The organism is Rhodococcoides fascians A25f, from assembly GCF_000760935.2.
Taxonomy (GTDB): domain Bacteria; phylum Actinomycetota; class Actinomycetes; order Mycobacteriales; family Mycobacteriaceae; genus Rhodococcoides.
On the sequence record NZ_CP049745.1, the window covers coordinates 49554 to 65762 of the forward strand.

15 protein-coding genes are annotated in these 16209 nt (G+C 59.4%); 10 read left to right on the top strand and 5 right to left on the bottom strand.

The features are described 5' to 3' along the window. Positions 1-114: 114 nt before the first annotated feature. Positions 115-1104: a GTP pyrophosphokinase gene (locus BH93_RS27050; RefSeq protein WP_052065176.1), complete on the bottom strand. Its 990-nt coding sequence runs from the start codon at positions 1102-1104 to the stop codon at positions 115-117. Then, complete coding sequence (locus BH93_RS27055; RefSeq protein ID WP_080739079.1) at positions 1101-2177, bottom strand: nucleoid-associated protein; 1077 nt, start codon at positions 2175-2177, stop codon at positions 1101-1103. Before BH93_RS27055 ends, BH93_RS27050 begins: the two co-directional genes overlap by 4 nt. Positions 2178-2486: 309 nt before the next feature. Between BH93_RS27055 and BH93_RS27060 the strand changes: the two genes are divergently transcribed. From BH93_RS27060 to BH93_RS27075, 4 genes are all read left to right on the top strand, one after another. After that, a complete protein-coding gene (locus BH93_RS27060) occupies positions 2487-3290 on the top strand; it encodes a hypothetical protein (protein WP_052065177.1) in 804 nt (267 codons plus the stop codon). A gap of 322 nt (positions 3291-3612) precedes the next feature. Then, positions 3613-4170, top strand: coding sequence for a MerR family transcriptional regulator (locus BH93_RS27065; protein ID WP_242459274.1), 558 nt, complete (start codon positions 3613-3615; stop codon positions 4168-4170). Between the two features lie 885 nt (positions 4171-5055). Next, a complete protein-coding gene (locus tag BH93_RS27070; protein WP_242459269.1) occupies positions 5056-6054 on the top strand; it encodes a hypothetical protein in 999 nt (332 codons plus the stop codon). 383 nt (positions 6055-6437) lie between these two features. Beyond that, on the top strand, positions 6438-7610 hold the full coding sequence (locus BH93_RS27075) for an ATP-binding protein (RefSeq protein ID WP_037174518.1): 1173 nt from the start codon (positions 6438-6440) through the stop codon (positions 7608-7610). A gap of 198 nt (positions 7611-7808) precedes the next feature. Here BH93_RS27075 and BH93_RS27080 read toward each other — a convergent pair whose 3' ends face one another. The 3 genes from BH93_RS27080 to BH93_RS27090 all read right to left on the bottom strand — a co-directional run bounded on the left by BH93_RS27080 (position 7809) and on the right by BH93_RS27090 (position 11043). Then, entirely contained in the window at positions 7809-9638 is a 1830-nt protein-coding gene (locus BH93_RS27080; protein WP_155290974.1) for a hypothetical protein, read from the bottom strand. Positions 9639-9846: 208 nt separating this feature from the next. Continuing rightward, positions 9847-10059, bottom strand: coding sequence for a hypothetical protein (locus BH93_RS27085; protein ID WP_037174519.1), 213 nt, complete (start codon positions 10057-10059; stop codon positions 9847-9849). Positions 10060-10707: 648 nt separating this feature from the next. Beyond that, a complete protein-coding gene (locus BH93_RS27090; protein WP_155290975.1) occupies positions 10708-11043 on the bottom strand; it encodes a hypothetical protein in 336 nt (111 codons plus the stop codon). Positions 11044-11507: 464 nt separating this feature from the next. Between BH93_RS27090 and BH93_RS27095 the strand changes: the two genes are divergently transcribed. The 6 genes from BH93_RS27095 (at position 11508) to BH93_RS27120 (ending at position 16118) form a co-directional block, all read left to right on the top strand. After that, positions 11508-12494, top strand: a complete 987-nt coding sequence (locus BH93_RS27095; protein WP_037174521.1) for a hypothetical protein — start codon at positions 11508-11510, stop codon at positions 12492-12494. Positions 12495-13272: 778 nt separating this feature from the next. Further along, positions 13273-13461 carry a hypothetical protein gene (locus tag BH93_RS27100; RefSeq protein WP_155290976.1) on the top strand — a complete coding sequence of 63 codons (189 nt, stop codon included), beginning with the start codon at positions 13273-13275 and terminating at the stop codon, positions 13459-13461. A 77-nt stretch (positions 13462-13538) separates the two neighbouring features. Further along, entirely contained in the window at positions 13539-14399 is an 861-nt protein-coding gene (locus BH93_RS27105) for a hypothetical protein (RefSeq protein WP_155290977.1), read from the top strand. A gap of 65 nt (positions 14400-14464) precedes the next feature. Further along, complete coding sequence (locus BH93_RS27110) at positions 14465-14659, top strand: hypothetical protein (RefSeq protein ID WP_037174523.1); 195 nt, start codon at positions 14465-14467, stop codon at positions 14657-14659. A gap of 35 nt (positions 14660-14694) precedes the next feature. After that, positions 14695-15306, top strand: coding sequence for a hypothetical protein (locus BH93_RS27115; RefSeq protein ID WP_155290978.1), 612 nt, complete (start codon positions 14695-14697; stop codon positions 15304-15306). 374 nt (positions 15307-15680) lie between these two features. Further along, the gene (locus BH93_RS27120) at positions 15681-16118 is read left to right on the top strand and encodes a hypothetical protein (RefSeq protein ID WP_155290979.1); all 438 of its coding nucleotides are present in this window, start codon (positions 15681-15683) and stop codon (positions 16116-16118) included. Positions 16119-16209: the final 91 nt, after the last annotated feature.

Genomic DNA, 16209 nt, shown 5'->3' on the forward strand with positions numbered 1-16209 from the left:
CGGGGATGCGCCGCCATCTGCCCACGCAGTGAACTCCGACGGCCACGCCGAGAACGACGGTCTCGGATGGTTCACCTCGCGAAATGCGGAAGACTACCGTCAGTCACACAGCGACTAGTCGATCGATATCCCAAGGTCCAGACAAATCTCTTGAAGATATGAAAGGTCAAGGGGCCACAATTCCTTTAAATCGTACAGGCTTTCAGTCGCCAGTAGGTATGCGTAGAGCACTCCAGAAATTCCATACATCAATGGTCTGCGTTCACGATTACTCGCAATTTTTTCGGCAAGATACGGCTTCGATTCGATCAAGGACTCAACCCTAGATGCCACAGAAGTGCCGTCGCCTTCGAAGCCCAATTCGATCAGATCTTCAATGAACTCGGAGTTATAGTTGGTTGCCGTCGGCTCGACCTCAACAGCTTTTCGGTAAATCTCATCCAATTTCGTTACAACACCTCGAACATTAGACTCCGCTTCATCAAGCTTTCTCGCCACATCGCCAAAGATGTCATCGGTGGCTTCGATCAGCGCCATGCTACGAGCAACAGATCTGTGCAGACTTTTCGGAGCCTCGCGCTTAGACTTATAGAGGCGGTCGTGCGTTAATTCGCTGTGCGCATGCTGTAAAAGAGTTCTGATCTGCACTTCGCAAGCTGTGCCCGCTGGAATAGCTACACCCTGATAGATCAGATCAGACTTAGGCCGAACTACAAGGTGAACGGACTGGTAGGCAAACTCTAATGGCTTCAGATCACGTTCCGCTTCGTAGTCCCTGTCCTTCGAAACGGAGTGGCCAAAACTCCGTACGATGTCTTCAATTTCGGAAATCTGTTCAGTTAGTAGCACAACGAATCGGACACCTACACGGTCATCTATCGTCTCGATATCTTGATCCTTGGCCGTCTTTTTCTGAACCTTCGCGAGGTACGAATCATCTGCTTTCAATCGGGGGGCGGGTGGTATTTTTAGAAAATTATCCAACGAAGAACCATCGATATTCTTTAGGCTCGACAGAACACTTTGAACGATAAACTTCCCCCAAGCCTGGTAAACAGGCTTTTCAAGGTTCCACTTCGCGAGCGCATCCTTTTCGATGGTCATGCTTCTGTGGGGTTCTCGTTGATCTCGATAACAGTTTTGTCGTGGTTTTCTCCGGTCTCGCGTGCAGACTTGTACTCAATTTTTACATTTTTGGAGAATGATTCAACAGAACCCGTCAAACGAATACCAGAAGGGAAGGCGACGGTGCGCTTGTTCAGCTTAGACTTAATATCCCCAATGTCTTTTGAAAATGCTCGTGTAGAAAAGTTCTCGGACTCCATGAATTGCCTAAAATCCGACGCTCTCTTCGTGTCTTCTGATAGATATCTTTCAGTGAATTCTTCCACTGAGATTGTTGGACTTACGTCAATCTTCAAGTAAGAGTACAGTGCGGTTTTAGTATCCGCTTGCTCTTGAGGCGACGAGATCGCATTGTTCACATAATGACTTGTTAGCTCATAAAATCGTTTGGTTAAAAATGCGCTATCTTTAGGCAGCGCGCACCCCAGGAAGGAATCGTAAAAGTACTTTGATGCATTCTGTCTGTCAGCTTGCGTCATTCGCTGATCGAATACGACGGCCTCCCAACCTTCGGCATCCATTTCGTTAGATAAGTCGCCGTCCCGTTCGACAAAGATACCCACCTTGTAGAGCTTGGAAGCAGGTGTCAAGACTAATTGGTCAAGAAGCTTCAGGGAAATCGAATCCGATTCGTCAATTGAGAATCCGGACTGTGGCTCTGCTTTCATTAAGGCCACGAATGACAAAGCGGGATACCCCGTCGTTCCGTTGATGATAAAGAGAAATCCCTCGGGGGGAACTTTTGTCCTCTGGGCATCCGCAAGTGCGTCAGTTATTTTTGTGGATATCCTGATGAATTCATCGTCGCTAGCGAAAGCTGCTTGCCTGCCCAGCTGGAACGTTGTATCTGCACCAGCCTTGACAATGTCTACCGTCATCGCCTTGGACTGATTTGCTACAGCCATGACCAGTCGTTGCTCAATGAGTCGCTTGACGTCGGTATCGGGCCGGAACACCGACCTGGCGTAGATGGGTGTCACCCGTTCACCGCCTGGCGCTCGTTTGAAGACATGATGCAAGGTCAGTCGTTCTACAGTGAGGTTCTCGAACATGCCCGGCGTGACATCCTTCCAGTCCGCAGTCAAAGCGGTCAGACTCTAATCCAAACGCGCCAAAGGTCCTTGCCGCTTCGATGAACCGTATCTGCCATGCGGTTTTCAGGTACGACCTTGGGTCGCTTCTCAGCGAGGGATACTTCAGCACGTGTACTGAATGAATGACAGAAATATCTCCACTCAGCCTGGGGGCTCCGCATCTGTGGCCCCCAGGCTGAGTGGACAGCACACTGCTGTGTCCGCCTCGTCCACACGTCGCTTCTGCACGGAAGACCTCGTGTCCGAGCGCTCAGGGAGGATGAGCGTATGGACGACGAATGGCAAGCCGAAATCTATGACAGCATCCTCGCTCGCACAACGGCATTGTTCGCGGAGCGGGGCGACGAGCGAGTTGTCGCGCTCCTCGTTGACGTCAGAACCATGACCATCTCCGACGGATCCACCGTGATCGGGCGTAACGAAAACGCTTGGACGAACCTCCCGGAGGAGGTTTACAACCGCGCGGCGCTTCTCGACGTCGATGATCACCTCGTAAATCGATTCACGAACGACGTCCTTCAACAGATCAGCGCTGTTCTCGGCTATGTCGCTGGACGGTTGGGTGAACCCAACATCACCGAGGTACGGGTGCAGCCAGCCCTGCCTGACATAGTCGGCGACTGGCGCGAAATTTTTGCCGGACGTCTAGGCAGAGATCTGGTGAGCAATCAGGCCAGACGTGAGCGCAACTTGGCGAATTACCCAGTCGAAGATGGTCTCACGTTCGGCAGTAAAGAAGAGTTGACCGTATACAAGGTGCTCAAAGACCTGCAGCAGGGTGCACCGGAAGACCGGACAATTGCGATCGCACCGTCTCCGGGAGTCAGACTTCGCGCCGGTCACACCTGGACTCCTGATTTCGTCGTCTTGGGTAACCGCAGAGCCGTTGTGATTGAGGTCGACGGGCCGCACCATCGCAGTAGCCGTCGATTCGCCGATGACAAGAACCGTGATCTGCAGTGGCAGCGTTGCGGTGTACCAACAGTCCGTCTGCCCGTCGAAGATATTTCCGATGTGACCGGGTTAAAGGCAAGGCTCGCCGAAGAGGTACGTCATCACCTCTGGAGGTAAAGCACGGATCCCAGTTCTGTGTTTCTGCCTGACGGACCGTCAACATGTCTTGACGGTGCGGTAACTGCGGAATACGCGCCTGCAACGTTGAACCCCCAGACATCGACCAGCTGTCACAGAACTCCGTCTGACGCTTGGGACTGCCCCTAGTTCAGTTGACTGTTAGGGCTGAGTGGTTCAGCCCGCGTGCGGTGTGATCAAATCGTTACTTGAAACTAACGCTACGTCAGGTTTTAGAGTAGGAGGCGCACATCGATGGGAGGGGATCTTGGCTAAGCGGGTATGGCGAGTTGGAGAGTTGGCCCGGGAGTCCGGCGTCACAGTGCGGGCGTTGCACCATTACGAGGCTCTCGGATTGCTAGTCGCGTCGTCGCGAACGTCGGGCGGCCATCGGTGCTATACGCAGGCCGATGTTCGGCGGCTACATCGCATTGTGGCGTTGCGGAGCTTGGGGTTTCCACTCGAAGACATCGCTGCGGCGTTGCGCGCCGAACCCGACTTGGATCCCGGAGACCTCATTCGGGAGCAGTTGGTCCTGATCGAGGAACGCATCGATCGGGCCGCGGTTCTACGGAATCGTTTGCTCGTTGTGCTCGATGGTCTTGACAACGCGGTCGAGCCATCGACATCAGAATTCCTGCGATTGATAGAGGAGACCATGACCACTCACCAACCTTTGACCTCAGAAGAATTCGAAAGCCTCAAGCAGAAGCGTGAAGAGTTCGCGCAGCGGATGGGTTCAGCGAAACTGGAGGAACTCTCGAAACGACGCAAATCCAGCGCCGCGGAAATGAGCCGTGCCGAACACGAGAGGTTACGTGACAACCGCGCGCGGATCACTCCGCCCGACATCGAAACCGCCGCGATCGCAGATCAGTAGGAACCTAATTGCTGTCGCCTCGAATTATACCTGTCAGGATTGACAGGTCCTGCCGGGCGCGACGGTCAGGAGGGCCGCTCTGATGTTCCTGCCGTATAGCAACATCAGAGCGGCAAATTGAACAGGCCCCAAGCCCCCGCACTGAGCAAGCAGCCGCGTCCACGGAACGACCCAGTAGATCACCGAAGCTCGTCATTCAGCTTTGCCGGTCCGGAACACGCTGCGCCAGAACATGGGAGCAATAACTCTGTCTCGTAGGGTCATTCACAAGACCGACCTGAGGCAACCGTGACGCCGACTGCCCAACACCCCATGGGCTAACGTTGATAGCGAGGTCGTGGATGCACGCAGTGCGTTCGTGCACGATGCCCACTTGGAGCAGACGGTCTGCGCTTCGACCCTCTGCGGACGTGATGCGGCTTGCAAACCTCGGTAATCGACGACGAAACATCCCTACTAGCCTTTCACGACCGGCTTGCCAGGATCTGCCTCGAATCGAAGTCTTCGGCCAGAATTCTGCTAATGCGCTCTTCGTGGGGTGATGCGGTGGGGACGCGCACCGAAAGCACTTTCGCGAAAACGGTCTCTCGATAGCAGGCACCGTGCCGGAGACGAAGCTCGTTATGCGGTCGACACCGTGTGCGTCGGAGAACACTCGAGCTCGGTGCGCGAAACCGACCGCAGTGGCTCCGCCTTCTCGCCGGGAAGCGCTTCAATACAGCCTGCCGTGAGTGCCGTGGGTCTTCCGTGCCTGGGTTTAGGGCGACATCGGCCATCGATATCGCCGGCTCGGCTATCAACGCGAATACGCACCAGGTGCGCGGCAAGCGACCCACGGCGACTGTGTCCGATCCGGTCGGCTTTTAGCCCGGTACCGTCGCACTTGTGACACCGAGACGGGGCAGCGCGGTGAGCGGTTACAGCTATCAGTGGTCGTTGTTCGTCGATTGGTGTTCCGCGGCCGACGTCGAGGCTCTCCCCGCGTTGCCGGTCACGTTGGCCGAGTTCCTCGATGAGAACCCTGCCGGCGACGCGGTTCAGCTGCGTCGGGTTTCCGCGATCAACCGCGCTCACCTCGATGCTGGCCATCCTGCGCCCGGGCGAGTCACGTCGATTCGGATGGCACTGGACTCGGCTCGCAGCGAGCGAACGATGCGGCGTGCCTCGCAGTACCAAGGGATCGCGGCCGAACTACCCAATATCGGATCGACGGCTGCACTGTTCGGTCGCCGCGACGCCGTCCTGCTCATTCTCACCGGAGCGGGCTTGTCCCATAAGGCTATTGCAGGACTCGACCGCACCGACATCACCACCGACGGCGACAGTGTGTGGATCGGCGGCCGCCACCGAATCCGCATCGCCCCCACCGACGCCACCGATTTCGAGCCGGCCACGATATGGGACCGATGGCACACGGTGCTGCGGTTCTCCGACAGCTACCCCTCGACGACACTGCTGGCAGAACATCTACAGCGCAACACGTTTCCGGATATGACCGCGTTGCCACACCGCCCGGGTCCGATCGCGGTACCGATCGACCGGTGGGGACACCTGCCCCTGCCAGTCGCGGCGATGACCGCAGCCGAGGTCGGAGCGGTGATTGCCAGGCACCGCATCGGAGCTTCTCCACTGCACACCCCACGTCGTCCCATCATCAGACCGTCCGACGGTACCGATCGGAGTGACCCAATCGCCGCGCCGGAGCCGGTCTCTGTAGACCTCGACTCCGGGTACTACCGCTCGGGCGTCGAGGCACGTCGCCGTGCCCACACGGCGCTGGCCGATGTACCGGACATGGTCGACGACGTCGAGGACCGCATCGAGCAACTCCTCGAACGCACCCTGAAACTCCTCGACTCATCCGCCGACGGTGGTAGCACCTGACACGACGGCTCAAGATCGACACACCAAGACCCCACCGTCGCATACCTCATCGAACACAGCGATCGGACACCAACTCGTTGCCCCAACAGGGGTCCAGCACCTCAACGCAGAACGGCGACAAATGACGTGCGGCCTACGGGCTCAGTCCCGACACCCCGCACACTGTCAACATCTCTCGACGGTGCGGTAGCCCGTTACCGTCCATCCGCCGACACCGACACCGACACCGACACCGACAAGTCGATGCAACACTCCGTTCGCCCAGGTGCAGCACGTCGACGTAGTGCGCCCGGATCTACGCCATGCAGCTTTCCTATCAGATTGTATACGCAAATATAAGATAGAATCCGATACAACTAGATACAATCCGATAGTCTGAGGCTATGGAGTACGGACTGAACCCCTTCACACCAGGGTCTGGCACCCGACCACCCGAACTCGTCGGGCGCACTGCCGAACTCGAACGATTCGACCTGTTGGTCGCGCGGGCGAAACGGCGGCGCTACGACCGTGGGCTCATGCTGCAGGGTCTGCGGGGGGTAGGGAAGACCACGCTGTTGGCGACCATGGCGGACCAGGCTCGCCGCCACAATTGGGTGGTGGTCGAGGTCGAGGCCCAGACCAGTGTGGAAGGTGCCGAAGCCCTGAGACGGCGCATCGCCAAAGACATCTCTCGCGCTGTACGTCGTCGTCAGTTCGCCGGCCCGGTCGCGAACAAGATCCGGCAGTTGACCGAAGAGTTCTCGGTGTCCGCCACCGCGTTCGGTGTCGGAGTCGAGCTCGCTCGCTCAACCGATACCGAGAAGCCGACCTTAGGGGTCGAATTCGAGGATCTCGTCGAAGATCTCACCGAGGAACTGCGCAAGGACGGCACCGCGCTGGGGCTGTTCATCGACGAGATGCAGGAACTCGAGCCGGCGCTACTGCAAGTGATCCTGGCAACCCAGCACCGTGCGGCCCAGCGAGAATGGCCGTTCTTCGTGTGTGGCGCAGGCCTGCCGAACCTCGCGCAAGCATTGGCAGACGCACGGTCGTACGCCGAGCGCCAGTTCGATTACAGGACCATCGGTCCGCTCGCTGACGATCAGGCCCGCGATGCGATCGTCACACCCATCGCCAGGCTGAACCAAGACATCTCTGTCGAAGCGACCGACTACATCGTCGCGGCAAGTGACGGATACCCGTACTTCCTTCAAGTGTTCGGTCACGAGCTCTGGCAGGCAGCCCAGCAATCCCCGTTCACTCTCGCCGACGCCGAGGACGCCGTCGACACCGGCCATGCCTCGCTCGATTCCGGCTTCTACAGCTCGAGGTGGCTACGGGCCACCGAAGCAGAAAAGCGATATTTGGTCGCCATCGCACGCAGCGGAACAGACACTCCGCGGACGGCAACCCTCGCCGAGGCCCTCGGATCGAACCCGCAATCGATGGCACCGCACCGTGACTCCTGCATACGCAAAGGACTCATCTGGTCTCCCGCCCGCGGCCTGGTTGCTTTCACCGTCCCCGGGATGGCGGACTTCATCCGTCGCCAACCCAACGCTCCGGTCATCTGATCTCATACAGAACGCCATCTGGGCCGAAGTCGAGCACGTAGACGGATCGCGCAGCGCGGCATCACACAGCGAGGTCGGTGTAGGAACCAGTTCGATCCACCGTTGCCGCGTCCAACCACGCGGCGGGCGAGCGCGAGCAACGCGAACACGGCCGGCGCGCCCGCGTCTGCCCTAGATGGGTGACCGGTACTCAGTGCGTCAGAACGGGTCTGGCGGCCCGGTATCCATCACGGCGAGGATGTAGTCGTGGTCGGGTGGATCGGCCGGGTGATCGTCACCAATCGCGAACAATGACCGATCGGGCTCGGGCGGGGTGCGTGCCTCCTCCCGCGCTGCGAGCCATTCTCGCCAGACGATGCGTTCGGCGCGGTGGCGCACGATGCGGGCACGGACGGCCGACGTGAGACCGTGACGATGGCCGATGTCGTCGAGTTCGACCGGCCCGACACCGATGTGGGCGTTCTCGACCGTGAGCAGACCGGCGACGCGAAGATCCAACAAGACCTCGTACCCGCTGGTGCGTCCCATCCCGGTGGCGGTGAACAACTCGTCCGGGGTAAGGGGTTCTGCTGCGGCGAGGACGGCGTCGTAGACGATGCGGTGACGCCATCCGATGACACTCCATGCCGGGTGTACTGATTCGACCTCTGCTGCCCCCGCCACGGTGTCGGTTACCGCCGCTCGTCCCGCATGTGTGGGCACCAGCGCGTACCGATCCGGGTTCTGGCCCACTCCGCGTTCGATCAGCAACAGCGGTGAGCCTTCCATGTCCCGCAGCCGCTCCAGAACTGACCACACCGTCGATTCAGGGAGCATGCCAGCGGCGATGGACAATGACCGCCCACCGACACCGACAGTGGGAACACCTTCAACTATTTGATCGGACACTGCGGCAGCCCACGCCAAGGCTTGAACGACTGCATGGGTAGTCCATCGATCTCGCCGATGAAGAAACTCGGAAGCGACCCAGGTTTGAGCGTGGGTAAGCCATGAACGAAATACCGGATCGTTGGTACCCCCTGTGTGCCTTTGCTTGTGCCCGATATCCCGGACTGGGTCCGGGAGTGTCGATGCGGCCCAGTCGAGGGCGCGGGCAGTGTCGCGGCGGATGGCACGTTCGGGTTCGGCGTAACGGCCGTACGCGGCACGTACACCCGCCCATGCAGGTTCAGTGACGCGGGTGAGGATGTCGGCGGCGCTGGCACCGGCTAGGACGGCGTGGGTGATAACCGACTGGCGTGCTTCCGAGCGTGAAGGCCAACGCCGGGTGTCGATGCGGCCGGTGCTGGCGAAGTCGAGGACGCAGCGCGGCGGAGGGGTGGAGCGGCAGAAACGCGGATGCAACCGGGCATCATCGCTACCGCCGAGGACGCGTTCGGCGGACGTCTCGGCGCGGATGTGGGCGTCGATCGGGCTGGTGATCGCGCGGCCCGTTCCTCCGAGCAGGGCTTCGAGGCGTTGGAGTGTGCCGGCATCGGACCCGACGGTCAGGATGTCGGATGCTACCGCCGGGTCGAGGTCGACGAGGGTGCGGTAGCCACCTTCTTTGCACTGCGAGCCCGGCACGGTGATGCAGCCGGTTGCGTCGTTGGTCATCGGTGTGATGTCCAACGTGGGAAGTCGCGCTGCGAGAAGGCGCAACAACGGTCGTACCTCGTGGGCGGTGACTGTTCTTCCCGGTGCCAGCGGTATCAGCACGTGTCGGCCGCCGCTGGTCGATTCGTCGACGACGGCGCGGCCACCGCATTCGGTCAGCCACGCCAGCAGACGCGTTACGTCGGCGACAACGGCGGCGTAGCCGTGGTGTTTGGTGTCGAAGTCCAGGGCAACGATGCCGGCGCGCCCGCGGGAGAACAGCGGCACAGCCGCTGGCAGTGCTGGTCTTTTGATCGTCAACGGTCCCGCGGACACGTATTTACGCGTCGTCGGGTCGTACAGCCTCATCGATCGGCGCGCAGCAATAGCCGATGCGAATCGTCGCCACAACCGGTCTGCAGTCGCATCCGGATGGACGACACGAGCGATCAATCTTGTACCTACTTCAGGGCACGATGTACCCTGAGACATGTCACGCAAGACAAGTCCCTTCGGGGAGTAGCAACACCCGAGTCGCGAGCTAGTCACTCGCTTCTCTGATTTCGAGAACCCTCGGCCCGCCCGCCGGGGGTTTTTCGTTATCTGTGCTGCGCTAATTCAGTTGAATGAGTGTCCCGAATGTCGGTTCGGAACTGAACGATCACGCAGTCAGGGGCAACACCCCTTGGTTCTGCGGTCGGTTGAGTTCAAGTGCGAGGTCCTCGCGGTCGTTCACGATCGCGATGAGGTCGGCCAGGTATTGACCCAAAGACGTCACACCTGCTGAACTCTGTTGTTCTTCGAGCGTCTTGATCAGCTCTAGCGGGATTCGGACAGTCAACGGCTTCCGGTCACCCTTACTGGGCATCGGCATAGCGTGGCCTCCTTCATCTGCATCATCGGTCCCAACCAGGCATCATCCTGATGCAGAATCACGTTAGATTGCTTCAGACACGCCGAAGGCATCTCTAGGAATTACATCCATGTCGTTCAGTCGCGCGACCCCGTAAGTACGAACCGACAGTGGTCTCAGCCCGGTAGGCCCGGCAGCGGGCTCGCCGTCGCCGTCGACCACTCGCGGGCCACCATCGTCACCGCCGTCGCCCGACCAGACACGAGCATCTACATCGACGGCACGGCCACCGAGATGACAGCGGCAACCAGGCCACCGTTGCCGTCACCATCGACCGCGTCGTCCAACACAGCAGCGGTGAAATCACCCCGTTCACCGGGTATGCCGGAACCGTCGACCTCGACCGAACGGACGACGGCTGGAAGTCTCGAACTACCGCCTTACCGCCACCAACCGCTGAGCGGCTTCAGCGCAGAACCCGGGATCGAGTAGGAACAATCCCGTTGGAGCTCACGCTGTCGGCATACAGTCCGAATGACCATGTGCCCGTGCGCCAACCGTGGCCAGGAGATGGCGGCTAGGGTGTCTCGCGGACAATCAGGCAGTATCGACAACCACGACCACTGGCTCGCTGCACTAAAGAGCGAACATGAACCAAAATACTCGCTTTCAGAAGAAAGTCAGTTGAGCCTCGTCGACACGAACACGACCGGACCGCACTCTCCGCAGCGGGGGAGCGACGTCGGCCATCCCGAGGCCGGCACTTGCGCGTCGCAGCAATTCCGCTCGAACCCGAGACCGCTCGACAGAGCGAGCTCGGCCGATCGACGATTCGCGATCGCTCCATTCCGATTCCCAGACAGCCGATCCCGCTGTCGGCGCATCCAACGCCCGGTCGGTCAATCGATCGAGAAGTTGATCGAGCCTGTCGATCAGAACCTCGGCGAGGTCTTCGAGCACACGATCGGGCACCTGAATAACGCCGACGGACTCGTTCTCACTCACACGCGACACTGTAGAGCTGGGCACCGACGAAATCGACATTTGCCGTCACAAGTGCGGCGAGATCAACAACGGCGGGTACCCGTTTTCTTTTCAATGAGGCCCGCCCCTCAACGCCAATATCACAGTTGCTCCGCCTCCAACACTGCCCTGCTTAGACTTGTCTCCACTGCTTTAGCGGCGAGCCGCTTTCCTTCCCGGCTCGAGGTGAATGATGCCAAAATAGGGAGATGAGTCATCGCAAACACCGGCCTGATCACGCCGAGAAGGCCAGTCAAAGTGAGACGACCGCGGACATGCCTGGGATTAACTGGTTCGCAGCCGTAACTAGCGAATGTTGTTCGCTAGTTAGACTAATTTTAATAGGGGTTCAGCGAGTTATTCTTCGTTTATGCTCGCACCGCCCGCGTCAGTCCTGCACCATTGGTCCATCAGCAGCGACTTTCTGACGGTAAGGACGCACAGCAATGTCATTCAGCGATAGCTTCAAGCTCACTGTCCTTCCACCAGAGCCTCGAAGCGGATCGGGGCAACCGGCCTTTGCGAACTTCTTCACCGCCACTGTCGATGAGACGGGCTCCGTTGCCGAAGCAATCGAGATCGCAGCCGCCGACGAGCAACTGCAGCTGCCCACGTCGCTCGCAGCCGCCGGGGAAGACCCTCCACCTCCGGACAGCGTGGTCAAGGCGGGGGTCGCGACCGCAAGCTACAGCGTCAAACGGAAAATCTGCTACGCAGGAGCGGCGTTAGTCGCCGTCGCCGCTGCATGCTGGGCGACCACAGAATGGTTTGCAAAAGAAGACATTGGCACTCTTCTCGGGACAGCCGCAGGGAAGCCTGTCGAGGGTTTAACGATTTTCGCGGTGTTCTTCGTCGCAGCACTGGGTATCGAACGCCTCCTAGAACCCATCTCGCGGGCCATCGTCGCTCCGGCCAAAGAGGCGAAACAAGTCCAAGCCAAAGCTGCGGCAAGGACGTGGCAACATGCGATTGACGGAGTCGCAATTACTCAAGAGCGTTGGGCCATGGCCGTCAGAGCGGTCGATCACGCGACGGTTACCGCCGCGAACGACCCCACCAACAACGCGCTAGAGACCGCTGCCGCCAACGCTGTCTCGAAAGCAAACGACGCAGCGAAAAAAGTCAACACCGCGACGGAGATGGCCAACACCAAGGCTGACCCGGCCGCGGAGGCGGCGGCAAAAGAGAAGACCGCCAGTTTCGGTGGTGCAGTTCTATTTTGGACCCTCGCTACTATCATTTCGATGTTCGCGGCCGCGAAGCTCAACCTGTACTTTCTGCATACGGTCGGCATCAGCAGTGGAGCCGTCTGGGTTGAAGTTCTGGCCACGGGTCTCATTATCGGAGCAGGAACGAAGCCATTACACGACGTCGTTGAACTGATCTCGAAGAAAAAGGATGCCGCAGACCAGAAGGCTGCGAACGCTGGGTAGGAACGTCGGGTGACAGCAAACCTGAGATTAGATTAGTGACCAGGGGCAGGGATCTAACTGCCCAACTTGATCGTCAGTCCGGGCGCACCGGCGTAGGTCTCGCCGCCAACCTTTCTTCTGCGCCAGTCAGCATCTCCTTCTCGACCGCCCAGCCATAGCCTTCTCTGAACACTGCAGATGCATACTTTCGAGCGGCAGACGACCTGGGACTAGTGACAGGCAGTTGAGAGTGCACGTCCTGCGTAGATATCCGACATCTACTGGCGCTCGGTGACATTGAAACCGAGAGATCCACCGAATCAACGCACACACCTGTCCGAGTGACAGTAGAAGCAGGTTGCCACCCGACGTTTACCAAGGTGACGATGCAGGTTGTCCAAGATCGCTGTCACCAACTCCCAGATCAGGTGGCAGAGCCCACCTACGTTGCCATCCGATACTTAAGTCCAAGATCTCCGAACGGCTCTGCCCTAGAACCCTTTCCAGCCACAACCCTGCATATCAAGACTAGTTCGTATTGCTCGGCCCTTCGCCAGCGGTGCCCGCGTGCGCATTCACGGTCAGGATGTCCTGACGGCCGCCAGGCTGTCCCCCACCGGCAGTTTGGGCGTGGAACGACTCGCATCACAATCCCCGGATGCCGATCGCGCGTACACAGGTACACGACCAGAACTCGCGACACGACAGATTTGCGTCTTCCGTCAACGCCCACTGCCGGCATACTATGCGGTCCAGCGGCAGTGAAGCTCATAGATTTGGGAGTAAGGACATCAACGCGGTGGCCGCTCGTGCATCGAGCAGCCTCATGCAGATCGCAGTGGCCGAGCAGATGACAACCAGCACTGTACAAAGACGAGCCGTCGCCGCCCACCCGGCGGCCGTCGCCGACATCACCGCATCCCAGAATGACGATCGGCGAGGCCACGCCGCGCACCTCGACTTCGACTTACCCATGTCCACTCCCTAGTCAGCCCGTCTCGATAGCTCGTACTGTTGCTGCTGCGCAGTCCGATGTCGTGACACCAAATTGACATGGGGGGAACCTTGGGCATCATTGAGTCCATAACCGACGAGTTCAACGACCTGGTTGATCGTCCCGGCGGCCTGACCGTCGATAATCTCGTCCACTGCCCGACCATCGTTGCCCTCCTGGCACACGGTGACGCAGAACAGGCTTATCTAGTAATCGACGGGATCCGGCAGCGCAACGAATCCCGCGACGTCGCGGCCGCATTCGCCCACATAGGAGGCTTCGGGCACGCCGGTGACAACACCGAGGCCCGGCTGAACGACTTCGCCAAGCAGTTCCCGAGCCCACGTCCACGAAGCGATGAAGAGGACGGCTTCGTAGCAACACGCACCGTACGCCGCTGGTCTGCTTCAGGTCGGAAGATGCTCGCCGAGAGAATCATTCACGCCTCGGGAATCGAACCGCCCACGGTGCACCTAGATGTGTTGCGCAGCAACACCACCGCCGTCACATTGCTCCCCACCATTTATCATATGCACGGTTACGTAATGAACGATCCGCTCCTCATCGTGGTCGGCACACAGACACACACGATCGTCGCCTTTCCCGCCGAGGAACTTGAGCAGATTGGGACAAACGTCTACCAGCCAGTCAACGCAGTCCAAGCAGACGTTGGCCTGCCTGTGCACCTGCTACTGATCTGGCAGGGCGAGGTGCAACCCACCGTGGTCACGCGAACAATCGGGTTCGGGGATGACCTCGTCCAGATGGTGTCAATGACGGCGGGCGCCTGCGGGGTGATGCTCTACCGCGATCAGGACAGCGATGCGATCGACGAGCTCGCCGAAGTCGCCGCCGAAATCGGCCGGCAACACGCTGACGCCGCGAAGGACCTGCGCGTCGAGTCGCGCGGCCACAGCGTCTCTGAAGACTGACAGTCCGCGACCAAAATGTGTCGTTCGACAGACCACTGAACAGGACGGCACGTACGTTCCGCTGTATGGACGAAACTCCGAAACAGCACGAGTGCGCGGTCAGCGGCTGCACGGCGAAGGCCACACGACAGGACGAGGTGGTCGGCAAGCATCTGCGGATCGCACATGTCGAGCTCCCGAAGGCGACCATCCGTGTGGCAGCCTGGTTGTGTGACGCGCACGAACTGAACGACACCGGCCGCATCCACCTCGACCTGTGAGCAGCCCGGACCAGACACGCGCACATTTCAAGCAGATGCAGCACTTCGAGAACGAGGCGTTCATACCGTCCTGGACGATCGAGCGCTTGATCATTCAAGTGCTCGGCGGTTGGTCGAATCTGGTCGAACAGGTGCGGTGGCACCGGTATCACGCGGCAGGGATCGAGAACCAGAACGAATTCGTGCACCCGAACGCGGACCAACTCGGCAAGACCATGAAGAACATTGCGCGCGACGCAGGGATTCGGGCGCCCGGTGCAGAGATGAAGTCCGCTGCTGTAATGGTTCGGGACGTGCGAAATGACCTGGCGCACATGGTCTATTTGGAAGAGATCGATGGCGAGCCCCCGCATCGAACCGTCAACTATGTTCGAGTCGACGGAATGGAGTTCGCAGACAAGAAATGGTCAGCACAGAAGCGCCGACGCGTCACGGTCACAGAGGACAAGCTGCGCGAGGCGCTGGCTGCAACGAAGTGGTTGATGGACTGCGTACGGGCGCTCGAGCACGTGGGACAAATCCTCGACAAATACCCCGATTACGCCCCGATGCCTGGCGGCGTGAAGTACTTACCGTGGTGGTTCGACGATTGGGGAGACCGGGGCACGGTCGAGCTGACCGTGGGCGAAATGCGGGCCGCTCAATAGACGCTTCACCGGTCAAGTCGATCAGCGAACCGAGAGGCTTGCACATCTCGGCCCAACGTGACTTCGGCACTCAGAGCGCACCGCAGTACACATCGTCAAAACATGTTGCATAGGAACGGATTCCAGCTTTTACTTGACAAATATCTGTTATCGGTAATGATTTTAGATATCAGATGACGGGCCAGCGGGACGTGCCATGGCGGTGTACCCGGGCAGCAGTCGAGCATCGCGGCGGCACCCTTGGAAACGCTAGGCTCTGTCCATGGCCGAAGCTACTGAACCCGTCCATGAGACCTCGGAATGGCCGAGGTCGACCGTGGTCAATTCGTCGCGATTGACGACGTGGCCACTGGGCTTTCTGAGAGTTGTTTCCCTTGACGGATGAAGAGTCTGACCAGACCGAAGACCCGGCCGCCGATGCCCTCCGTATCGCCGAGGACGTCGGGGAGGTCGAGAAGGAGCCGGCCCTGATCCAGGCGGTGGTGTTGGACACCAACATCCACCGCGGCAACTTCATAGCCGAGTCGGTCGAGGGTCTCGCCCTGCGTCTGGGCGTCCATGGAATCCAACTGTGGGTCCCCCAACAGGTCATCTGGGAGTGGTCCGCACACGCGGTGGATCAGGCCAAAGAGGTTAGGGCGAACATGCGAAGACTCGCCGCCACCGGCCTACCGGGGATGGAAAAGGCCTTCGAAGCTCTACTGGAGGACCCGATCCGAGTCGCCGAGGCGATATCGGCACATCTGGACCGTATGCCCAACGTCGTCAGAGTCCCCCCCACACGGCGAATCCGCTATCGAGGGGCTGCGTGACCAGATCCTGGCTATCGGAGCTGGCACCAGGAAAACGTTCGGAACGGGTTAGAAGCAGCAGCACGTGCGGACGGGTGCGTCGGACTCGGCA